Here is a 20,509-nt window from a genome sequence, read left to right as displayed (position 1 = left end):
GTCTTAGGGGGCATCTCCTCAATCATTCTGTGGAATTTCAAGAAGATGCCTCTGCATGCCCTTTTCTTGCCTTTATTGATGGTTTACCAGGCTTACGCCAGCCCCAAAAAGATGTTAAAATTGACCAATATCAATTAAGGCTTGAGCATACCTATGATCCCGGAAAAGCGAATTATTCGACGCATTCAGTCTGGCGGTTGTGCTATTCACTGTCAGGATTGCAGCATCAGCCAGCTCTGTATCCCTTTTACGCTGAATGAGCATGAACTCGACCAGCTTGATAATATTATCGAGCGTAAAAAGCCGATTCAGAAAGGTCAGACGCTGTTCAAAGCCGGCGACGAACTCAAATCCCTCTACGCTATCCGCTCTGGCACCATCAAGAGCTACACCATTACCGAACAGGGCGACGAGCAGATCACTGGCTTCCACCTGGCCGGCGATTTGGTTGGATTTGATGCTATCGGTACGGGCCATCACCCAAGCTTTGCACAGGCGCTGGAAACCTCGATGGTGTGTGAAATCCCGTTCGAGACTCTGGATGACCTGTCAGGCAAAATGCCGAGCCTGCGTCAGCAAATGATGCGTTTGATGAGTGGCGAAATCAAAGGCGATCAGGATATGATCCTGCTGCTCTCCAAGAAGAATGCCGAAGAGCGCCTGGCGGCCTTTATTTATAACCTCTCTCGCCGTTTTGCCGAGCGAGGATTCTCACCACGCGAGTTCCGTCTGACTATGACGCGTGGCGATATCGGTAACTACCTGGGGCTCACCGTTGAGACCATCTCCCGTCTGCTGGGTCGTTTCCAGAAAAGCGGCATGCTGGCGGTGAAAGGTAAATATATCACCATCGAAAACGGTGAAGCGCTGGCGGTACTGGCCGGCCATACGCGTAACGTCTGTTTAAACGTTATACCCGATCGGTAATGCGATATTATCGGTCGGGCTCTCCTTGTACTACCCCCTCCTCTTTTCTTTACCCAGCAAAAAACCGCCCGAAGGCGGTTTAGATGCGAGCCGATCAGAGTGGTTTGTTCACACCATCCGGATCTTCAGGCGCCAGCGGGTCATTCACATCTGGCACATCAGGCACATCATCACCAGGAACGGTGTCATCTTCTGGTAAAGGATCAATTAAATCAGGACGATCAGCCATTACGCCTCCGTCAGACAGGATAGCTTGAGCTATTTACTTTTGCTCGGTTGTTGTTTGTTGCCCTGTTTATCATCAGGCATCTTTTGCGGCTGTTTAGGCTGCTCTTTATTTACGCTAGAGAGTATGGATTTCATTTGAAACTCCAGTAGGGTCTACAGCTTGTGCTGCATTGAAAGTATAAGTTCTGCTTACTATATATTCGAGCGAATCGGCAGCCAATTAATTCCATCTTATTGAAATTGTAGAGTTTAAAGATATATAAACATTCCCTTTGCAATAATTCCCTCATATTATCGTTTACACTTTTTTTATTTTTCACTCTCCTCGTGTGCCATACATGAATACCCGAACGAGCTATGGACATCACAAAACCAGGTAAAGACGAAAAAAGTTGTACAACACCACTGTACAGATTTGCGCGACTAGTTTAGATTTAGGTCATTCCAACTCTGGGCTAATAACTAACTGGCGGATTAAATGCGTCACAATCGCGCAAGATCAGCAGCTGAAGCTGCTCTGGTAGTCTATTTCAATAAAAAAATGCTCCCAACGCCGGAAGAGACGCTGGGTGCGATCGTCAGTGAGATTTTGAAAGAACGTGTACAACTTAGTCGTATGACTATTTGCTCGAAGCTGCTTGGCAAAATTGAGATGGCGACTGATGAAGATGAAATCGCGCATTACAACAGTCTCATCGCCCTGTTTTTTGATCGTTAAGAGAGAATTCCATGAATAATGTCAGCACTCAGCACACTTACCTTTTTGATGCCCTGCATGACCGCGGACTGGCTCAACATTTTAGTACGGCGGGGGGGTCACTGCAGGATGAAGCTGCGGTTCTTGGTGCCGCCATTCGCTGCATGATGGTGTGTGGAGAGAGCCTGTCTAATAAAGAGCTAATCTTGCAACTGATACATGCGCTTGATGTGACTACTGATCCTGAAGCCTGCGATATCATTCGTAATACGCTTGAAATCGTTGTCGGGTATACCCGCGATGATATCTAGGAACCCAGGAAAAACGTCTGAAAATAAAAACGGCAAAAAGCCCCATCCAGTGGGCTTTTTCTCTTTTGGGTGAACGGCTAAAACCATTAAAACCCGTGATATCACAGGGAAACCGGCGTGGAAGTAAAATTTCCTGATTTATTGATCTGACGAAAACTTCCCCCCTGTTTCATTCCACATATATGGGTTACTCTTTGAATTACAGACTGTGGTGACAGTTGTAAGGAGACCTGTATGGCAAAGTATCAAAACATGCTGGTGGCCATCGATCCTAATCAGGACGATCAACCAGCGTTACGAAGAGCTGTCTATTTACATCAACGGATTGGTGGCAAAATCAAAGCGTTTTTGCCGATCTATGACTTCTCTTACGAAATGACCACCCTTCTGTCGCCTGACGAGCGCACCGCTATGCGTCAGGGAGTGATCAGTCAGCGAACCGCGTGGATCCGCGAGCAGGCAAAATATTATCTTGAAGCCGGCGTGCCTATCGATATCAAAGTGGTCTGGCATAACCGTCCATTCGAGGCCATTATTCAGGAAGTGATCGCAGGCGAGCATGACTTGCTGCTGAAAATGGCCCACCAGCATGACAAACTTGAAGCCGTGATCTTCACCCCGACCGACTGGCACTTGTTGCGAAAATGTCCTTGCCCGGTGTGGATGGTAAAAGATCAGCCGTGGCCAGAAGGCGGCAAAGCCGTAGTCGCCGTTAATCTCGCCAGTGAAGAGGACTATCACAACTCCCTGAACGAGAAACTGCTTAAAGAGACCATCCAACTCGCCGAGCAGGTTAACCATACCGAAGTGCATCTCGTCGGTGCTTATCCCGTTACTCCTATCAATATCGCCATCGAATTACCGGAATTTGATCCCAGCGTTTATAACGATGCCATTCGTGGACAGCACTTGCTGGCCATGAAGGCCCTACGGCAGAAATTTGGTATTGATGAAAAGCTCACCCATGTAGAGAAAGGGTTGCCGGAAGAGGTGATTCCGGATCTGGCGGAACATCTCCAGGCGGGGATTGTGGTCTTAGGTACCGTGGGACGCACCGGTATCTCCGCAGCCTTCCTCGGTAACACGGCGGAACAGGTAATTGACCATCTGCGCTGCGACCTGTTGGTCATTAAACCGGATCAGTATCAGACGCCGGTTGAGCTGGATGACGAAGAGGACGACTAGAGATGAAAAAGCCCGCCGCAATGGCGGGCTTTTTTTTAGCTTTCTGCTGCCCTCTGCTGAGGCGCAGTTTGTTGTCTGTTCTCGCCTTTCTGCATCCAGGGGGCGTGCAGCACCATACTGGGCAGAGCAAGCTTAACGCCGGCTTTATTCAGGCTTTCAAGAATCCGGATATTGATCTCCTGCTGAATATCCATGTACTTGTTGTAATCCGCCGTATTCACGATATGCACCACCTCAAAGGTGAGCCTGTCAGTATCAAATCCCAGCAGATGCGCACGGTCAAACCGGGTTTCACCGACATCGGTGATGATGTTTTTCACGTTATCGCCAATCACGCGTAATTTTTCCGGCGGCGTGTCGCTGGCCACCCCAAACGTAAAGACGATACGGCGCGTCTGCATGCGCTTATAGTTATGCAGCGTTTGCTGGAGCAGAATCGCGTTCCCGCAAACAATCTGTTCGCCGCTCAGGCTGCGAATACGGGTCGTTTTCAGGCCAATATGTTCCACCGTCCCGGCGACATCGTTAAACACCACGAAATCGCCGATTTCAAAGGGTTTATCAAAACCAATGGAGAGCGACGCAAAGACATCGCTAAGAATCGTTTGCACCGCCAGCGCAATGGCGATACCCCCTACCCCCAGGCTGGCCACCAGCGCAGTGATATTGACGCCCGCATTGGCAAGAATAGAGAGCAGCATGACCGACCAGACCACCGCCCGCAGAATCAACCCGGTGATCACCAGGGTAACGGGGTTCTTGTGGCTTCCCGGCGCCAGCATGATGTGACGCAGCCAGGAGACCACTCCTTGATCCAGCCACAAGGCCACCTGAATGGCAAAGACCAGGAACCAGGCATGGCTCAGCGTCCCGGAGAGATGGGACGGCAAATCAACAAATCGTAGACTGACCAGCAGCGCCACCACAAACAGCAGGAAACGGCTGGTTCTGTTCAGCATCTCCATCAGTACAAAGCGCATCCGGTTTGTGGTGGGATGCTTGTCGCCCCAGGTGGTGATCCCTTTTTTGATGAACCCTATCAGGCGCGTGAGCAGCCAGTAGACCAACAGCGTCACGATGATAACGGTGGCGACGCCAATCCAGAAAGTGGGTCTCATCATCAGGTCAATGATGTCGAAGCGGGACAGAAATTGCATTACACCTCCTCGTCTTGCGCAAAGCTAAAAGTATAGACAGACGAGAAAGGCTGACCGCAGAAATAAGAAAACCGCCCCGAAGAGCGGTTTGTCATTACGGCCAATGGTTGCGTTACAACGCTTTCAGAATCGCGTCCACGCTGGCTTTGGCGTCACCAAACAGCATGTGGGTGTTCTCTTTGAAGAACAATGGATTCTGAACGCCTGCATAGCCCGTATTCATAGAGCGTTTGAAGACGATAACATTCTGCGCTTTCCATACTTCCAGCACCGGCATGCCGGCGATAGGACTCTTTGGATCGTCCTGCGCCGCCGGGTTGACGGTATCGTTCGCGCCGATAACCAGCACGGTGTCGGTATCGGCGAAGTCATCGTTGATCTCATCCATCTCCAGCACGATATCGTAAGGGACTTTCGCCTCTGCCAGCAGCACGTTCATGTGCCCAGGAAGACGCCCGGCAACCGGGTGAATACCGAAGCGCACCTTGATGCCACGCGCCCGCAGCTTCTCGGTAATTTCCGCCACCGGATATTGCGCCTGCGCAACCGCCATGCCGTAGCCCGGAGTGATGATCACCGAATGGGCATTTTTCAGCATTTCTGCAGTCTCTTCGGCGGAAATCTCACGGTGCTCGCCCACTTCGTCTTCAGACCCCGTAGAAGAACCGTCGGTACCGAAGCCGCCGGCGATGACGCTGATAAACGAGCGGTTCATCGCTTTACACATGATGTAGGAGAGGATCGCACCGGAAGAGCCCACCAGCGCACCGGTGACGATCAGCAGGTCGTTGCTCAGCATAAAGCCCGCTGCTGCCGCTGCCCAGCCCGAGTAGGAGTTCAGCATTGAGACCACGACTGGCATATCTGCCCCGCCGATGGAAGCCACCAGATGCCAGCCAAACGCCAGCGCGATCATGGTCATCACCAGCAGCGCCAGTACCTGCATCCCTACGCTTTCGGTACGCACGAAGATCAACAGCAGTACAAAGGATACCACCAGCGCCGCCAGGTTGAGCTTGTGGCGATTAGGCAGCATCAGCGGTTTTGACGAAATTTTGCCGCGCAGTTTGCCGAAGGCCACGATTGAACCGGTGAAGGTCACCGCACCGATAAAGATGCCCAGGAACACTTCCGTCAGGTGAATATTCACCAGAATCGGCTCCATGCCAGGCTCGTGATACAGGTAGCTATTGAAGCCTACCAGCACCGCCGCCAGTCCGACAAAGCTGTGCAAAATCGCTACCAGCTCCGGCATTTCGGTCATCTCAACGCGCTTCGCCAGACGAATACCGATTGCACCACCGATGATCATTGCCACCAGAATCCACGCCACGTTGCCGGTATCCGGCCCAAAGATGGTGGCAATCAGCGCAATCGCCATCCCGGCGATACCAAAATTGTTACCCTGCTGGGAGGTCTCGTGCTTTGAGAGCCCCGCCAGGCTGAAAATAAACAGGATCGCAGCAACAATGTATGCGGCTGTCACTAATCCTCCAGACATATGCTACCCCTTAGCCTTTACGAAACATTTTCAGCATGCGCTGAGTCACGGTGAAACCACCGAAGATATTGATACTGGCGATCAGCACCGCGATAAAGCTCAGGAAGCTGACCCAGCCGCCGTGGCCAATCTGCAGCAGTGCACCGACGACGATGATCCCGGAGATGGCGTTGGTTACCGACATCAGCGGCGTGTGCAACGCGTGAGAAACGTTCCAGACGACGTAGTAGCCCACCACGCAGGAGAGCGCGAAGACGGTGAAATGTCCGAGGAACTCTTTTGGCGCCACGTCGGCCAGCCAGCCAAACAGGATGATACCCAGCGCCATAAAGGCGTATTTGCGCCATGGCGATGCCGGTTTTTCAGGCTCTTTCGGCTCCGGTGCAGCTTTCGCCGCCGCCTGAGGCTGAGCAGACACCTGAATTGGCGGGGCCGGCCAGGTGATTTCACCCTCGCGTACGACGGTCACGCCACGCACCACAACATCTTCAAAATCGACGGTGATGTTGCCATCTTTCTCTTTGCAGAGCAGTTTCAGCAGGTTAACGAGGTTGGTGCCATACAACTGAGAAGACTGCGTTGGCAGGCGACCCGGCAGATCGGTATAGCCGATGACCTTGACGCCGTTATCGGTGGTGGTCACCACGCCAGGCACCGTGTATTCACAGTTGCCGCCGTTTTGTGACGCCAGGTCAACGATGACGCTTCCGGGTTTCATGGTGTCGACCATTTCGCGGGTGATCAGCTTCGGTGCAGGTTTGCCTGGGATCAGCGCGGTGGTGACGATAATGTCCACCTCTTTCGCCTGCGCCGCGAACAGCGCCATCTCGGCTTTAATAAAGGCCTCTGACATCACCTTCGCATAGCCATCGCCGCTGCCCGCTTCTTCTTTGAAGTCCAGCTCCAGGAACTCGGCGCCCATACTCTGCACCTGTTCTTTCACTTCCGGACGGGTATCAAAAGCCCGGACAATAGCGCCCAGACTGTTGGCCGCACCAATCGCAGCAAGACCGGCAACACCCGCACCAATGACCATCACCTTGGCAGGCGGCACTTTACCGGCTGCGGTGATCTGTCCGGTGAAGAAACGGCCGAACTCGTGGGCGGCTTCGACAATGGCGCGGTAACCGGCGATATTCGCCATTGAGCTCAGCGCATCCAGAGACTGGGCGCGCGAGATGCGCGGCACGGAGTCCATCGCCATCACGGTGACGCCGCGCGCAGCGAGTTTTTCCATCAGCTCCGGGTTTTGCGCTGGCCAGACAAAGCTCACCAGCGTCGTACCCGCGTTCAGCAGGCCGATTTCACTCTCTTCCGGTGCGTTAACCTTCAGAATGACGGGTGACTGCCACACTTCCGCGCCGTCTACAATTTCTGCACCAGCCTGAATAAACGCTTCATCGTCGAAGCTAGCCAGCTTGCCGGCGCCACTTTCAATCGCGACGGTAAAACCCAGTTTAAGCAGTTGCTCCACCGTTTTCGGTGTTGCTGCAACGCGGGTTTCATTGGCCGACCGTTCTTTTGGTACCCCAATACGCATAGTTTTCCCTTCCATCGGTTTGTGATGATGGTTTGTTGGTCGCTTCTACGGGCGCCATCGCCACTGAGAGCGCTCAGCGGTAACCACAAATTACCCGCAGAAAATTAAACAGTAACAAACTTTCTATAACCTACTGAAAATAACGCCTGTGATCCACCGTCAGAAAAGAGTATTTCTTTTTATATCGGTCAAAAATAGGTGATCCGGGTCGCTGACAGAGATATTTGCCTTAAATTCTTCTCGAGAGCCGATAAATACTCAGGCGAAGCGGGAAAAACACGATATAGCCCCAGCGTAGATCAACTTATTAACATTAATTTTACTTGTGAAAGTTATAGGCTTCATCAGTTTTGCTGGTCTAACGCCTGTTTTTTCAACATATCACTAAATGTTATAGAAACTAGATTGCAGGGTAGCACCCGGTGTGAAAAATGGCGCAGACAGCGACTGGGATTAAATGCAATAATCATCAACGTTTTCAAATTAACAACAACACCAGTACCTGGTTTGCGTAAGGCGAAGGATTATTTTTATGAAGCTTAAGAACACTCTCCTGGCGTCCGCACTCCTTTCTGCGACCGCCCTGTCCGCGAATGCCGCGACAGAGTTAACGCCGGAGCAAGCGGCAGCGTTAAAACCCTTTGATCGTATTACTATCGTAGGACGTTTTAATTCCATCGGCGATGGGGTAGACGCCGCTTCCCGCCGCGCGGATAAAGAAGGTGCCGCATCATTTTATGTAGTGGACTCCGCAGATTATGGCAACAGCGGCAACCAGCGCGTTATTGCCGATCTTTATAAAGAAGATGCGCCAAAAGCTGAAACCAAAGGCAATCGCGTCATTAATGGCGTAATGGAATTGCCAAAAGATCAGGCCATCTTACTGGAGCCGTACGACACCGTGACCGTTCAGGGCTTCTACCGTAGCCAGCCTGACGTGAACGACGCCATTACCAAAGCGGCCAAAAACAAAGGCGCGGACTCTTTCTACATTGTGCGTCAGATCGATGCCAACTCGGGTGGTAACCAGCGTATTACCGCTTTCATCTATAAAAAAGATGCGAAGAAACGCGTACTGCAGAGTCCTGACGTGATTCCGGCAGATTCTGACGCAGGCCGTGCGGCGATCGCTGCAGGCGGCGCAGCGGCGAAAAACGTTGAAATTCCGGGCGTCGCGACGACTGCGACCCCAAGTTCTGATGTTGGCCGTTTCTTCGAAACCCAGACCACCAAAGGTGGCCGTTACAGCGTTACGCTGCCGGATGGGACGAAAGTAGAAGAGCTGAACAACGCCACCGCAGCGCAGATGGTTCCGTTCGACAGCATTAAGTTCACGGGTAACTACCCGAACATGACCGAGATCTCCTACCAGGTCGCGAAGCGTGCAGCCAAAAAAGGGGCTAAGTATTACCACATCACCCGCCAGTGGCAGGAGCGTGGTAATAACATGACCATCAGTGCTGACCTGTATAAGTAATTATCCAGGTTGATTAAGGCGGCGCATAGCCGCCTTTTTTTATGCTTTTTATGCACTTTTAGAGCGTTGCGCATTGCATGACTTCCTAACACTCCGTAAAATCCCGCGCCTTAGTGTGATCCACCATTTTTATGCGCCATAGCGAAATAATTATTCTGGATTCGGTCCGTTTTTTAACAGGAAGCCAATGGAAAAGAAACTTGGCCTGAGTGCATTAACTGCACTCGTATTAAGCTCCATGCTCGGCGCGGGCGTATTCAGCCTGCCGCAAAACATGGCCGCCGTCGCCAGCCCTGCCGCCCTGCTGATTGGCTGGGGGATAACCGGTGCGGGTATTCTGCTGCTGGCCTTCGCCATGTTGTTGCTCACGCGGCTTCGCCCGGATCTCGACGGCGGCATTTTCACCTACGCCCGTGAAGGCTTTGGCGAGCTCATTGGCTTCTGCTCGGCGTGGGGGTACTGGCTGTGTGCGGTGATCGCCAATGTCTCCTATCTGGTCATCGTCTTCTCTGCCCTCAGTTTCTTCACCGATACGCCGGAACTGAAACTCTTTGGCGACGGCAACACCTGGCAGTCTATTGTGGGATCCTCGGTCCTGCTGTGGTTTGTCCACTGGTTAGTGCTGCGTGGCGTGCAGACGGCGGCCAGCATCAACCTGGTCGCTACGCTGGCGAAGCTGGTGCCGCTGGGTCTGTTTGTTGTGCTGGCCTTTATTGGCTTTCGCCTCGATGTCTTTAGTATGGATTTTTCCGGCCTGGCGCTGGGCGTGCCCGTCTGGGAGCAGGTCAAAAACACCATGCTTATAACCCTGTGGGTGTTTATTGGCGTAGAGGGGGCAGTGGTGGTTTCTGCCCGTGCCCGTAACAAGCGTGACGTCGGCCGCGCCACGTTGCTTGCCGTGCTGGCGGCGCTGGGGGTCTACCTGCTGGTCACTCTGCTGTCGCTGGGGGTGGTAGCCCGTCCTGAGCTGGCTGGTATGCGTAACCCGTCGATGGCCGGTCTGATGGTCAAAATGATGGGCAGTTGGGGCGAAGTGGTGATTGCCGCAGGGCTGATTATCTCGGTATGCGGAGCCTACCTGAGCTGGACAATTATGGCGGCGGAAGTGCCCTTCCTGGCCGCAACGCATAAAGCGTTTCCCCGCCTGTTTGCCCGCCAGAATAAAAATAATGCCCCGGCGGCTTCGCTGTGGTTGACCAATATCAGTGTACAAGCGTGTCTGGTACTGATCTGGCTCACAGGTTCTGACTATAACACCTTGTTAACCATCGCCTCAGAGATGATTCTGGTACCGTATTTCCTGGTAGGCGCATATCTGTTAAAAATAGCCACCAGACCCCTGCATCAGGCGGTGGGGATCGGCGCCTGCCTCTACGGGTTATGGCTGCTGTATGCCTCCGGTCCGATGCACCTGCTGCTCTCTGTGGTGCTTTATGCACCTGGCCTGCTGGTGTTTATCTACGCCCGCAGAACGCATGAGATTGAAAGTTCGCTGCAGCGCAAAGAGCTGTGGTTAATAGGTTTGTTACTGGTTGCCGCTGTGCCGGCAACGTGGATGCTGATGGGCTAACTTGCCGTTACCCATCGTCTTACGGTTAAGGAGAAAACGATGGGAAACGCGCAACCGCTCCCGATTCTGATCACCGGTGGGGGCCGTCGTATCGGCCTCGCTCTGGCTCACCATTTTTTAAATCTACGCCAGCCCGTCATCGTCAGTTATCGTACGGAATATCCCACCATTGATACCCTGCGCAAGGCTGGCGCGGTCTGCGTTCAGGCCGACTTCTCCACCGACGAGGGTATTCTGGCCTTTGCCGACAAAGTGAAAGCCGATAATCGCGGCCTGCGCGGAATTATTCATAATGCCAGCGACTGGCGTGCTGAAAAGCCGGGCACCTCGCTGAGCGAGACGCTCTCCTGCATGCTGCAGATCCACGTTCACGCCCCCTATCTTCTTAACCATGCTTTGCAGGATCTGCTTCGCGGGCACGGGCATGCGGCGAGCGATATTATTCATTTCACCGATTATGTCGTGGAGCGCGGCAGCGATAAGCACATCGCCTATGCCGCCAGTAAAGCGGCGCTGGATAATATGACGCGTTCATTTGCGCGCAAACTGGCGCCGGAAGTGAAAGTGAACGCCATCGCCCCCTCTCTCATTCTGTTTAACGACCACGACGACGCGGATTACCGTCGTGAGGCGCTGAATAAATCGCTGATGAAGATCGCGCCGGGAGAGAAAGAGGTGATCGATCTTATCGATTATATCTTTACCAGCTGCTACGTAACGGGTCGCACGTTTGGCGTCGACGGCGGACGCCCGCTGCGTTAGTGGAAACGGCTCCAGAAGAAGATGAGTACCCAGGCGCTGAGGCTCCAGCAGACCACGGCCCCGCCCAGCGCCAGGGGCAAACGCAGAAAACCGGTGAAGTACCACAACGAGAGCAGATAAAGAAAATAGGGAATGATCGACCACATGCCAAAGACAATCGTTGCCCGTAAGGCTTCGATTCCCCGTTCTGACGCAACGATATAGTGGGCAATCAGGGCGAAGGTCGGAAAGAGCGGAATGAGCCCCGCGATATAGTAATTTTTGGTTTTGGCCAATACCCCTATCAGTACCACCACCAGCGCACCCAGCGCGGCTTTAATGAGCAATCCCATCCCTCTTCCCTGCAACAATTTATTCACAATAATGAGCAGCATAACGGAACGGCTGCAATTTGCGAAAGATTAATGGAAGGTTAAGGAAGTGCGGTGTATGTTGGCTTTTTTCGCCATCTCAGACGTTGTATGAATAAGATTGTATATGTAGAAGATGAACCGGAAGTGGGCCAGCTGATTGCAGCCTACCTGGGAAAACATGATATCGAGGTCATCGTTGAACCTCGCGGCGATCGCGCCGAGGAGGTGGTGGCCCAGCAAAAACCTGATCTGGTGCTGCTGGACATCATGTTGCCCGGCAAAGACGGCATGACCCTGTGCCGGGATCTGCGTTCACAATATAGCGGCCCCATCGTTTTACTCACATCACTTGATAGCGACATGAACCACATTTTGTCGCTGGAGATGGGGGCAAATGACTATATTCTGAAAACGACACCGCCCGCCGTCTTGTTAGCGCGGTTGCGTCTGCATTTACGCCAGCGCGTGGGTGCCCCGGCGGATGCCCCGGCTCTAACGCCCCATAAAATGCTGCGCTTCGGTACGCTTTCCATCGACCCGGTTAATCGCCAGGTGATGCTCTCGGGCGACGAGGTTGCGCTCTCAACTGCCGATTTTGATCTGTTATGGGAGCTGGCCACCCACGCGGGGCAGATAATGGATCGGGATGCGCTGCTGAAAAACCTGCGCGGCGTCAGTTATGACGGTCTGGATCGCAGCGTTGACGTGGCTATTTCGCGCCTGCGTAAGAAGCTGCTCGATAATGCCACCGAGCCGTTCCGTATTAAAACCGTGCGTAACAAAGGCTATCTCTTTGCACCCCATGCCTGGGAGATGTAAAACCCATCACCTGGACGCAAAGCATCATTTTGCGCCAGGTTTCCTCTCCCCTTAAAAAAATCCTCTTCTATACTCATTTACGTTCAGAGAATTCTGTGGTCGTTATTCCCAGCACCTTGATTTATTTATGGTTGCTTTCAGGGTCCCGGCCGCAGTGTTTCCGATAACAACATAGTGATGATTTGTTCTTTTTTTTGATAGGGGGAGTTCCTGGTATGTTGCAATCTCAACCTTCGCGCGTCGGCAGCCTGTTGCTGCTGCTGGCCGCGGTCATTGGCTTCGCCGTGGCGTTATACGCCTGGCTGACGCCGCTAACCGGCGTCACCGGTACTATCGGCGCGCTGGGTGTGGCTATCGCCTGCGTGGTGCTGGCGGTACTTACCCTGATGTTACGGGCCGCCTCCCGTCGCGGTTCCCGCATTTTCCTGATTATTATCACCCTTGTGGTACTGGTGGGTATTGGCTTTGCGGCCGCGCTGCTGCATCAGTACATCATCACGGCAGCGATGGTAGTCGGCCTGATTGGTCTGATTGCGTTGAGCAGCAATTCCGTTCGTCACAATCACCACGTCAACGTCTGAGGAGCCACCCGTGCATAACGATAAACACTATCCCTTCATGAAGGTCAGCCTGACGGCGATAGCGCTGCTGGTTGCTCCGCTATCGCTGCAGGCGCAGGATAAAGCCGCTGAGGCCTCCCAGGGGACCCAGGAAGAACTCAACGTGGACGCGGCCGATCAACAACAGCCGGGCACCACTAAAACTACCGATGAAGCCTCCACCGGCAAAAGTGAGGGGCAAAAAGTTGCCTCGGCCAACCAGCCGGCCACGCCGCTGGTGCCCTCTACAGCCACCTGGGACAGCTTCCACGGGCAGCTAAACGCGCAGAAATACAGCCCGCTGAAGCAGATCACGGCAGAGAACGTGGGCAAGTTAACCAAGGTGTGGGAGTTTCATACGGGCGACGTATCGGATGGTAAAGGCGACACGCCCGCTACCGTCTGGTCAGCGACGCCTATTTTTGCCAATGACACCCTTTATATTGGTACCCCCTTCGATCGCCTGATTGCGCTGGATCCGGGTACCGGCAAAGAGAAGTGGCACTATGACACCAAATCACCGCGCAAGGCGTTGACCCAGCCGGTGCTGAAGAACCGCGGCGTCTCTTACTGGCAGGCCAAAAATCCGGTTGCCGGCGAAGCCTGCGAGAAGATCGTCTATATGGGCACGGTGGATGGCAAGCTCTACGCGATAGACGCTGACTCCGGCAAGCCATGCAGCGACTTTGCAGATAACGGCATGCTGGACGTTAACCAGTGGAATACGGTGAATGCCAAATTCCCGCTCTCTATCCTGCAGCCGCCAACCGTGGTGGGTGATCACCTGATCGTAGGCTGGGCCGGTAAGGACTGGGCCTATGCGGAAGCGCCTCCGGGCAGCGTGTTCTCAATTAATGCACGTACTGGCGAGCGCGAGTGGACCTTTGACGCAATACCGGCCGACATCCGCAAACGCACCGGTACGGCCAACGTCTGGACGCATATGTCTGCCGACGAGGCTAATGGCCTGGTCTATCTGCCGGTCTCCTCCCCGTCACCTAACTACTGGGGCGGTAACCGCACCAAACCTATCCCTCTTGGCACCTCCACCACCGCGCTGGATATCAACACCGGTAAAGTGGTCTGGTCCCGTCAGTGGGTGCACCATGACGTGTGGGATTACGATATCAACTCTGCGCCAACCCTGATGGATATCACCGTCGACGGCAAGCAGATCCCGGCGCTGATTCAGGCCACTAAACAGGGCTTCCTGTTTGTGGTTAACCGCCTGACGGGGGAAGATGTCTGGCCTATCGAAGAGCGTCCTGTACCACAGGGTGATGGCTCGGTGCAGGGGGAAGTTCTCTCGCCTACGCAGCCCTTCCCGACCAAGCCCGCGCCGCTGCTCGACCAGTCGAAAAAGCCCGCTATCTGGAAACTGGCGGATATTGTCGGCGCCGGGCAGTGTAGCCGCCTGTGGGACAATTTGACCTACGAGGGGATGTATACCCCGCCCACCACGAAAGGTGAAGGTGCATTAACCTATCCGGACAGCGCCGGTGGCGTTCAGTGGGGCGGCGTGGCCTTTGATCCGCATAAGCAGATTGCCATCGTTAACACCTCGCATATCGTGCAGTATGTGAAGCTTTATAGCCGCGAAGATTACGATAAGGCGGACAAAAGTGCTGGCAATGAGAGCGGCTTTGCGCCACAGGAAGGGGCACCTTACGGCCTGCGTCTGATGGTCGCCAATAACTGGCTGGGCATGCCGTGCTGGGAACCGCCATTCGGCGAGATTGTCGCGCTGGATATGCACACCGGGGATGTCAAATGGCGTCGTCCGGTTGGCGCATCGCAGCAGTATGGCTTCTTTATGCCGGAAAGCTGGGGCTCACCGACCATTGGCGGGCCGGCTGTAACGGCGGGAGGCGTGGTCTTCATCGGTGCCTCAATGGATGCAAAAGTACGCGCCTACTCGGTGGAGAGTGGCGATGAGCTATGGTCCGATCAGGTTGAAGCGCCTGCGGTGGCCAACCCCTCCGTGTATGAGTACAAAGGCCGCCAGTACGTGGCGTTCGTTGCCGGGGGGAACACTATCCTGAAGGATCAGGTGGGCGACCAGGTAGTGGTTTACGCGCTGCCTGAGTAAAGCGCCAGTCAACAGCAAGGGGCCCAAGGGCCCCTTTTTTTATGGCTACGTTTTACGTGTTCGCGTGTACGGAGGCGGTCGATCGCTGCATCTCCTGAACGATCCACTCCCGAAGCAGCACCACCTCCGGCCGCCCGGCACTCTCGTTCATCGTCACCAGATAATAATTGGCACCCGGTAACGAGCAATTAAACGGCGTCGTCAGCATGTTGCGCGTAATCAGATCTTCCGCCAACAGACTGCTGGCAATGACGACCCCCTGTCCCGCCACGGCTGCCTGCAGCGCGTGTGTTTCATCGCTGAAATAGAGCCCCTTACTGGCATTGAGCGTTTCCGGCCCGTAGCGCCTTTTCCAGTGCTGCCAGTCCGGGGATTCAGCCGGTACGTGCCGGTTCTCCACATGGAAAAGCGTGGCGTTAAGCAAATCCTCCGGGTTTTGCAGCCTGAGTGCCGGGCTGGCCGCCACGACAAACTTGTCCTCATACAGCAGCGTGTTGTGCAGCCCCTCCTCAGGGGTTTCGCGATAGCGGATCGCCACATCAACGGTACGCTGTGTTAAATCCACTCTTTCAACGCTGGTGTGCAGATGCAAATCTATCTGCGGAAACTGCGCCTTGAAATCCGCCAGACGCGGCACCAGCCAGTTCGTTAAAAAATTGGAGGTAGTAGTGATCGTCAGCGCAGGCGGGTGTCTGGCCCGCTCTATCTGCTTAACCGCCGAGGCTAACGCGATAAACGCGCTGGAGGTTCCCGCATAAAGCAGTTCACCGGCCTGGGTCATCTTTACCCCCTGGGCATTACGTTCGAATACCCGGCACGCCAGCGTCGATTCGATGAGCCGGATCTGATGGCTGACAGCGGTCGCACTCACGTTAAGCTGCTTTGCAGCCTCTTTAAAGCTCAGCGCGGTGGCAACGGCATGAAAAGCGCGTAGCGCGCCGAGCGGCGGTAAACGGGATAACTTCATGATGAATTAATCTCATCTATGGCTGAAAACAATGACTTTGATTAACTGATAACGCAGGCAATAAGCTTATTACACATCTCTTAATGGATGAATTTTATTTTCGCTTACCCTGAGGTTTTTATGTCACTGTCCACTTTACACAACGCAGGTCGCCTCCCGGCAGAGGCGCGAAACATCGCCTCCTGTATGCTATTCAGTCTGCTGGGCGCTGAGCTGACGCTGTTTTTTACGGCTGAAACCAGACTCAGCCTCATTGATGCCGCAGTCTGGCTGATGGCCTTCTTTTGCAGCTACCAGCTGACAAAGAGAGGCATGATGTCCCCCCTGCCGACGTTACGTCGTCTATGCTATGGATTTGTCGCCACTGCTGGCGGACTGATACTGATACGCTTTGCTACGCATCATTACCTTCAGGAGTATGGGCAGCTTGTCGGCATGGTCTGCGTTGGGGCTGGGCAGGGAGTAGCGAGCAGAGCAGTGCAATGCCAGTGGCAGGGCGAACGTCCCGGACGTTTACTGCGCCTTGTCATTGTACTCTTTGTCATCCTGAGCAGCCTGCTGATCCTGAACGTCTCTGCGCTGCCAGGCGTAAACCCTGCGGTCGCCCTGCTGGTCGATCTGGCTTTACTGGGAGCGCTCTACTGTAAAATCGTGCAGCAAGCCCCCTGACCTGGATTGCCAGTCACCGCGCCTTTAGGGCACAAATGCGTAACCGGATTAGAAATAAGTATCAGTAAGGTAGAGAATCTTTACGTTAAAGCTGGAGCGATAAGCATGTCTAAACCTAAATTGTTTACACCGTTACGTATTCGTAATCTGGAAATTGAAAACCGTATCGTCATCGCCCCGATGTGTCAGTATTCCGCCGAAGAGGGCTGCATGACTGACTGGCACACGCTCCATCTGGGACAGCTGGCCCTCTCCGGTGCTGGCTTGCTGACGATTGAGGCGGCGTCCGTCTCCCCGGAAGGGAGGATCACCTGGGCGGACGTCGGGCTTTATGATGATAAAACCGAAGCGGCAATGGGCCGGGTGCTGGAAACCATTCGTAAGTGGTCCCCTATCCCCGTTGCCATTCAGCTGGCGCATGCAGGCCGTAAAGCCTCCACCCACAGACCCTGGGAGAAGCCGGGACAAATCGCACCCGACCAGCAGGGTGGCTGGCAGACGCTGGCTCCCTCTCCGCTCCCCTACAGCGAAGGCTATACCGTACCCACCGCCCTTGACCGAGAGGGTTTAGCCGAAATCCGCGAGCAGTTCGCCAGCGCCGCGAAACGCGCCGCCCGGCTGGATATTGACCTGATCCAGATCCATGCCGCACATGGCTATTTGCTGCATCAGTTCCTCTCTCCACTTTCTAACCAGCGCACGGATGAATACGGCGGTTCCCTGGAGAACCGTGCCCGATTCCCGCTGGAAATTTTCGACTTGGTACGCGAAGCCTTCCCGGCAGAGAGAGCGATCAGCGTGCGAATTTCGGCAACGGACTGGGTGGAAGGCGGCTTTGACCTGGAAGAGGCCGTCGCCTTTTCTAAAATGCTGGAAGCGCGTGGGGTGGATGTGATTCACGTCTCCAGCGGCGGCCTGCATCCGGATCAAAAGATTGAGGTCTATCCCGGCTATCAGGTTCCACTGGCCAGAGCGGTGAAAGCGGCCGTTAACATTCCGGTGGTGGCGGTAGGACTCATCACCGAGCCTGAACATGCAGAATCGATCGTGGCCAGCGGCGACGCCGATTTCATCGGCATTGCCCGTGGCGCGCTGTATAACCCGCGCTGGCCATGGCACGCCGCCGCTGCGCTGGGAGCCCAGGTGCATGCCCCGGATCAGTATCTGCGTTGCCAGCCCCATACGCTGAAAAACCTGTTTAAATCCTGACGAATGGGCGCGATCCCGGCAACGCGGTCGCGCCCTCATTTGGCTGGCATTTTCTCTTTCAGAGAGAAACACCTACCTGAAAAGCCCTCTTTTTCCTCCGCCGCCTTCGTCTTAACGTGTTCCTGAATTCAACGCGACAGTGCCACCGCGTTGTCGAAATCATCGAGAAAACAGGAGACACAATGAGTCATTTACAGTCACTGCAACAATCTGCTGCGGACTGAATCTATGCAGGTGCCCTTCTACGCTTGCTGGGCATCTGCCAGGCTCTCGATGTCATTACACAGCGCTTGCAACTCGTTATACAGTCTTGCCAGATGGAAGCCATCGCACACGGAATGGTGCACCTGAACGGCGAGCGGCAAGACCATTTTTTCCTCTTTTTGATGATATTTACCAAGCGTAAACATCGGAGAAAAAAAGTTCTGCATGTTCGCGACGTTGACATTGAAACTGGTAAAGGTGACCCAGGGAATAGCCGAGACGAAAAAGACATTTTCCAGCGACTGTTCTTTAGGCCAATAGGCTAAATTATCCCCATAGCGTGCCACATCTTCTGAATAGACCTGCTGAAAATGGTGAATATTGCCATCGTAATGGCTCCATAATGATGAAAAGGTCTCCGTTTCATTATGGAAAATAGTGTATTGCGGATGTATTTCATCCCAGATGACAAGCTCGTTATCTTTTATAGCCATGCGGAACTCCGCATGGCTATTAACGATTTTCGAAATAAGAAAAATTATCGTCGGGTAAAACTTCCAGCCAACGTTTTTGATATGTTTGTGCAGCGCGGTAATATCCAGTTCTACGGTCTGGTTGATTGTACTTTGCGCAAAGGACTGAAATACCTCAAAGTGCTCTTTTCTGGGCCAACGAGATAAATCGACAGGCGTATATCCAGGCGTTATTTTTTTCATTCTCTAACCTTTGATGACAATTACCTATAAATGTCAGGCCACCTGCTTTGATGAATTAAGCAAGTACACAGATTCCATATAGCATTGAGTACAAACGCATTTATCAGAGTAGCGCATCTTTATACGGCAGGGAAGAGAAGGGTCTTACGCCGATAAGCCTGACATTAATTCTGGTTGTGCTATCCAGGGGTGTTTTATCGCCAGGGAATCGCCTACAGAGCAGCGCCAGGCGGGTCGTTAACCTTTATTTCAGAGAATTAACGTTTTGGCCTGCTTCGCTAGCGAGTCTCACAACCGACCCGCCAGCGTGGATAAAGAGTCAGCGTTATTGCGCAGCGCCAGGGATACGGGCAATAACCTTAATTTCAAAATCAAACCCAGCAAGCCAGGTTACGCCAACTGCGGTCCAGTTTGGATAAGGGGGCTGCTGAAATATTGCGTTTTTAACCTGCATAATGATAGGGAACTGGTTTTCTGGATCGGTATGAAAGGTCGTGACATCAATAAGATCATCGAATGTGCAGCCGGCCGCCGAAAGCGTCGCTTCCAGGTTATCGAAGGCTAACTGGACCTGGGCGGCAAAATCCGGTTCGGGTGTGCCATCATCGCGACTTCCGACCTGGCCTGAAACAAAAAGCAAATCGCCTGAACGAATTGCCGCAGAATAACCGTGCGCATCATAAAGCGCATGGCGGTTTGGGGGAAAAACAGGTTCGCGTTGGATCACAGGGATTCCTCTTTTTGTTCCAGGGTAGAATTCGATAAGCAAGAGAGCTGCAGTTGGTTTAACATACGCTACGTATGTTAAATAGATATCACATACGCAATGTATGTCAAGTGAGATACACAGCGTATGTCAAAAGGAGAGTGCTATGGCTGCGAAACGCCGCGTCGAGATGATGGAAGAAAACCGCGCAAAAATGATTGCCGCAGCGCGTAAAGCATTTGCTGAAAAGGGCTTTGCCGAGGTTTCAATGGATGAGTTGACCGCAAGCGTAGGTCTCACCCGCGGGGCGCTCTACCACACCTTTGGCGATAAAAAAGGGTTACTCGCCGCGGTTGTTGCTCAGGTGGATGGCGAAATGGCGCAACGAGCGAAAGCGGCCGCCGTGACGGCTCGCGACGACTGGGAGAGGATCCTGGCAGAAGGCATTGCCTACATAAAAATGGCCCTGGATCCTGAAGTCAGGCGCATCGTGCTGCTTGATGGCCCGGCTTTTTTGGGCGACCCCTCCCAATGGCCAAGCCAGAATAGCTGCCTGGAAGCCACCCGGCAGACTGTTAGTGAGCTAATCGAGCGCAACATTCTTAAAGAGGTAGACGCGAAAGCCGCTGCTCACCTGTTGAACAGCGCTGCGCTGAATGCGGCACTTTTGATCGCCGCCAGCGATGCTCCGCAACAGACGCTGCCAAAAGTGATTGAGGTATTTACCTTACTTGCAGGCGGCTTACGTAATACAGGAAACGAAACCGCCTGACCGTTGTGCAGGGCTCAAAGGCGGACGCAGAGTGCATACAGCGCCACCCGT

Annotated in this window: 21 protein-coding genes; 13 read left to right on the top strand and 8 right to left on the bottom strand. The window is 53.6% G+C overall.

The genetic code is table 11. The annotated features are described in order from the left end of the window. The first annotated feature begins 153 nt into the window (after positions 1-153). Positions 154-927 (top strand): fumarate/nitrate reduction transcriptional regulator Fnr, encoded by a 774-nt coding sequence (gene fnr / locus B3511_RS08895; protein ID WP_286781829.1) that lies wholly within the window; start codon positions 154-156, stop codon positions 925-927. Between the two features lie 94 nt (positions 928-1,021). Here the strand turns inward: fnr and B3511_RS08890 are convergent, their stop codons facing one another. Next, positions 1,022-1,156 carry a hypothetical protein gene (locus B3511_RS08890; protein WP_233804409.1) on the bottom strand — a complete coding sequence of 45 codons (135 nt, stop codon included), beginning with the start codon at positions 1,154-1,156 and terminating at the stop codon, positions 1,022-1,024. A gap of 477 nt (positions 1,157-1,633) precedes the next feature. On the opposite strand from B3511_RS08890, the gene B3511_RS08885 reads away from it, so the two are divergent. The 3 genes from B3511_RS08885 (at position 1,634) to uspE (ending at position 3,348) form a co-directional block, all read left to right on the top strand. After that, positions 1,634-1,873, top strand: coding sequence for a hypothetical protein (locus tag B3511_RS08885; RefSeq protein ID WP_046887242.1), 240 nt, complete (start codon positions 1,634-1,636; stop codon positions 1,871-1,873). An 11-nt stretch (positions 1,874-1,884) separates the two neighbouring features. Continuing rightward, positions 1,885-2,163: a biofilm development regulator YmgB/AriR family protein gene (locus tag B3511_RS08880; RefSeq protein WP_046887241.1), complete on the top strand. Its 279-nt coding sequence runs from the start codon at positions 1,885-1,887 to the stop codon at positions 2,161-2,163. Between the two features lie 234 nt (positions 2,164-2,397). Beyond that, positions 2,398-3,348 (top strand): universal stress protein UspE, encoded by a 951-nt coding sequence (gene uspE, locus B3511_RS08875; RefSeq protein WP_040075844.1) that lies wholly within the window; start codon positions 2,398-2,400, stop codon positions 3,346-3,348. Between the two features lie 35 nt (positions 3,349-3,383). Here uspE and B3511_RS08870 read toward each other — a convergent pair whose 3' ends face one another. The 3 genes from B3511_RS08870 to pntA form a co-directional block, all read right to left on the bottom strand. Then, the gene (locus tag B3511_RS08870; protein WP_286781828.1) at positions 3,384-4,505 is read right to left on the bottom strand and encodes a mechanosensitive ion channel family protein; all 1,122 of its coding nucleotides are present in this window, start codon (positions 4,503-4,505) and stop codon (positions 3,384-3,386) included. A gap of 112 nt (positions 4,506-4,617) precedes the next feature. Further along, positions 4,618-6,006, bottom strand: coding sequence for a Re/Si-specific NAD(P)(+) transhydrogenase subunit beta (pntB, locus tag B3511_RS08865; RefSeq protein WP_040075846.1), 1,389 nt, complete (start codon positions 6,004-6,006; stop codon positions 4,618-4,620). Positions 6,007-6,016: 10 nt separating this feature from the next. Next, entirely contained in the window at positions 6,017-7,546 is a 1,530-nt protein-coding gene (gene pntA / locus B3511_RS08860) for a Re/Si-specific NAD(P)(+) transhydrogenase subunit alpha (protein WP_286781826.1), read from the bottom strand. 532 nt (positions 7,547-8,078) lie between these two features. Here pntA and ydgH point away from each other — a divergent pair. The 3 genes from ydgH to folM all read left to right on the top strand — a co-directional run bounded on the left by ydgH (position 8,079) and on the right by folM (position 11,355). After that, positions 8,079-9,023 (top strand): DUF1471 family protein YdgH, encoded by a 945-nt coding sequence (gene ydgH / locus B3511_RS08855; RefSeq protein ID WP_046887238.1) that lies wholly within the window; start codon positions 8,079-8,081, stop codon positions 9,021-9,023. A gap of 187 nt (positions 9,024-9,210) precedes the next feature. Beyond that, a complete protein-coding gene (locus B3511_RS08850) occupies positions 9,211-10,593 on the top strand; it encodes an amino acid permease (protein ID WP_046887237.1) in 1,383 nt (460 codons plus the stop codon). Positions 10,594-10,632: 39 nt separating this feature from the next. Then, positions 10,633-11,355, top strand: coding sequence for a dihydromonapterin reductase (folM, locus tag B3511_RS08845; RefSeq protein WP_040075851.1), 723 nt, complete (start codon positions 10,633-10,635; stop codon positions 11,353-11,355). On the opposite strand, the gene B3511_RS08840 is transcribed toward folM, so the two are convergent. After that, on the bottom strand, positions 11,352-11,687 hold the full coding sequence (locus B3511_RS08840) for a GlpM family protein (protein ID WP_040075852.1): 336 nt from the start codon (positions 11,685-11,687) through the stop codon (positions 11,352-11,354). The genes folM and B3511_RS08840 overlap by 4 nt on opposite strands. A 129-nt stretch (positions 11,688-11,816) precedes the next feature. On the opposite strand from B3511_RS08840, the gene rstA reads away from it, so the two are divergent. From rstA to B3511_RS08825, 3 genes are all read left to right on the top strand, one after another. Continuing rightward, positions 11,817-12,527 carry a two-component system response regulator RstA gene (rstA, locus tag B3511_RS08835; protein ID WP_212478019.1) on the top strand — a complete coding sequence of 237 codons (711 nt, stop codon included), beginning with the start codon at positions 11,817-11,819 and terminating at the stop codon, positions 12,525-12,527. Between the two features lie 215 nt (positions 12,528-12,742). Next, positions 12,743-13,108: a hypothetical protein gene (locus tag B3511_RS08830; RefSeq protein WP_046887235.1), complete on the top strand. Its 366-nt coding sequence runs from the start codon at positions 12,743-12,745 to the stop codon at positions 13,106-13,108. A 10-nt stretch (positions 13,109-13,118) separates the two neighbouring features. Beyond that, a complete protein-coding gene (locus B3511_RS08825) occupies positions 13,119-15,215 on the top strand; it encodes a pyrroloquinoline quinone-dependent dehydrogenase (protein ID WP_286781821.1) in 2,097 nt (698 codons plus the stop codon). A 52-nt stretch (positions 15,216-15,267) separates the two neighbouring features. Here B3511_RS08825 and B3511_RS08820 read toward each other — a convergent pair whose 3' ends face one another. Further along, on the bottom strand, positions 15,268-16,182 hold the full coding sequence (locus B3511_RS08820) for a LysR substrate-binding domain-containing protein (protein ID WP_286781820.1): 915 nt from the start codon (positions 16,180-16,182) through the stop codon (positions 15,268-15,270). A gap of 120 nt (positions 16,183-16,302) precedes the next feature. Between B3511_RS08820 and B3511_RS08815 the strand changes: the two genes are divergently transcribed. Both B3511_RS08815 and B3511_RS08810 read left to right on the top strand, forming a co-directional pair. Next, complete coding sequence (locus tag B3511_RS08815; protein WP_286781818.1) at positions 16,303-16,851, top strand: hypothetical protein; 549 nt, start codon at positions 16,303-16,305, stop codon at positions 16,849-16,851. Between the two features lie 105 nt (positions 16,852-16,956). Further along, a complete protein-coding gene (locus tag B3511_RS08810) occupies positions 16,957-18,060 on the top strand; it encodes an NADH:flavin oxidoreductase/NADH oxidase (RefSeq protein WP_286781816.1) in 1,104 nt (367 codons plus the stop codon). Positions 18,061-18,302: 242 nt separating this feature from the next. Here the strand turns inward: B3511_RS08810 and catA are convergent, their stop codons facing one another. After that, complete coding sequence (catA, locus tag B3511_RS08805) at positions 18,303-18,980, bottom strand: type A chloramphenicol O-acetyltransferase (RefSeq protein ID WP_286781814.1); 678 nt, start codon at positions 18,978-18,980, stop codon at positions 18,303-18,305. 325 nt (positions 18,981-19,305) lie between these two features. Next, positions 19,306-19,707 carry a RidA family protein gene (locus B3511_RS08800; RefSeq protein ID WP_286781813.1) on the bottom strand — a complete coding sequence of 134 codons (402 nt, stop codon included), beginning with the start codon at positions 19,705-19,707 and terminating at the stop codon, positions 19,306-19,308. A 145-nt stretch (positions 19,708-19,852) separates the two neighbouring features. On the opposite strand from B3511_RS08800, the gene B3511_RS08795 reads away from it, so the two are divergent. Then, positions 19,853-20,458, top strand: coding sequence for a TetR/AcrR family transcriptional regulator (locus B3511_RS08795; protein WP_207293655.1), 606 nt, complete (start codon positions 19,853-19,855; stop codon positions 20,456-20,458). Positions 20,459-20,509 lie beyond the last annotated feature (51 nt).

It is taken from the genome of Leclercia sp. UBA1284, assembly GCF_002308415.1.
Taxonomy (GTDB): Bacteria; Pseudomonadota; Gammaproteobacteria; order Enterobacterales; family Enterobacteriaceae; genus Enterobacter; species Enterobacter pneumoniae.
Note: the sequence above shows the minus strand (reverse complement) of the source record. Positions and strands in the feature narration are given on the sequence as shown.

Excerpts from the sequence above, each read along its gene's own strand:
- fnr (WP_286781829.1), top strand. The coding sequence starts at position 154 with ATGATCCCGGAAAAGCGAATTATTCGACGCATTCAGTCTGGCGGTTGT.
- B3511_RS08890 (WP_233804409.1), bottom strand. The coding sequence starts at position 1,156 with ATGGCTGATCGTCCTGATTTAATTGATCCTTTACCAGAAGATGACACC.
- B3511_RS08885 (WP_046887242.1), top strand. The coding sequence starts at position 1,634 with ATGCGTCACAATCGCGCAAGATCAGCAGCTGAAGCTGCTCTGGTAGTC.
- B3511_RS08880 (WP_046887241.1), top strand. The coding sequence starts at position 1,885 with ATGAATAATGTCAGCACTCAGCACACTTACCTTTTTGATGCCCTGCAT.
- uspE (WP_040075844.1), top strand. The coding sequence starts at position 2,398 with ATGGCAAAGTATCAAAACATGCTGGTGGCCATCGATCCTAATCAGGAC.
- B3511_RS08870 (WP_286781828.1), bottom strand. The coding sequence starts at position 4,505 with ATGCAATTTCTGTCCCGCTTCGACATCATTGACCTGATGATGAGACCC.
- pntB (WP_040075846.1), bottom strand. The coding sequence starts at position 6,006 with ATGTCTGGAGGATTAGTGACAGCCGCATACATTGTTGCTGCGATCCTG.
- pntA (WP_286781826.1), bottom strand. The coding sequence starts at position 7,546 with ATGCGTATTGGGGTACCAAAAGAACGGTCGGCCAATGAAACCCGCGTT.
- ydgH (WP_046887238.1), top strand. The coding sequence starts at position 8,079 with ATGAAGCTTAAGAACACTCTCCTGGCGTCCGCACTCCTTTCTGCGACC.
- B3511_RS08850 (WP_046887237.1), top strand. The coding sequence starts at position 9,211 with ATGGAAAAGAAACTTGGCCTGAGTGCATTAACTGCACTCGTATTAAGC.
- folM (WP_040075851.1), top strand. The coding sequence starts at position 10,633 with ATGGGAAACGCGCAACCGCTCCCGATTCTGATCACCGGTGGGGGCCGT.
- B3511_RS08840 (WP_040075852.1), bottom strand. The coding sequence starts at position 11,687 with ATGGGATTGCTCATTAAAGCCGCGCTGGGTGCGCTGGTGGTGGTACTG.
- rstA (WP_212478019.1), top strand. The coding sequence starts at position 11,817 with ATGAATAAGATTGTATATGTAGAAGATGAACCGGAAGTGGGCCAGCTG.
- B3511_RS08830 (WP_046887235.1), top strand. The coding sequence starts at position 12,743 with ATGTTGCAATCTCAACCTTCGCGCGTCGGCAGCCTGTTGCTGCTGCTG.
- B3511_RS08820 (WP_286781820.1), bottom strand. The coding sequence starts at position 16,182 with ATGAAGTTATCCCGTTTACCGCCGCTCGGCGCGCTACGCGCTTTTCAT.
- B3511_RS08815 (WP_286781818.1), top strand. The coding sequence starts at position 16,303 with ATGTCACTGTCCACTTTACACAACGCAGGTCGCCTCCCGGCAGAGGCG.
- B3511_RS08810 (WP_286781816.1), top strand. The coding sequence starts at position 16,957 with ATGTCTAAACCTAAATTGTTTACACCGTTACGTATTCGTAATCTGGAA.
- catA (WP_286781814.1), bottom strand. The coding sequence starts at position 18,980 with ATGAAAAAAATAACGCCTGGATATACGCCTGTCGATTTATCTCGTTGG.
- B3511_RS08795 (WP_207293655.1), top strand. The coding sequence starts at position 19,853 with ATGGCTGCGAAACGCCGCGTCGAGATGATGGAAGAAAACCGCGCAAAA.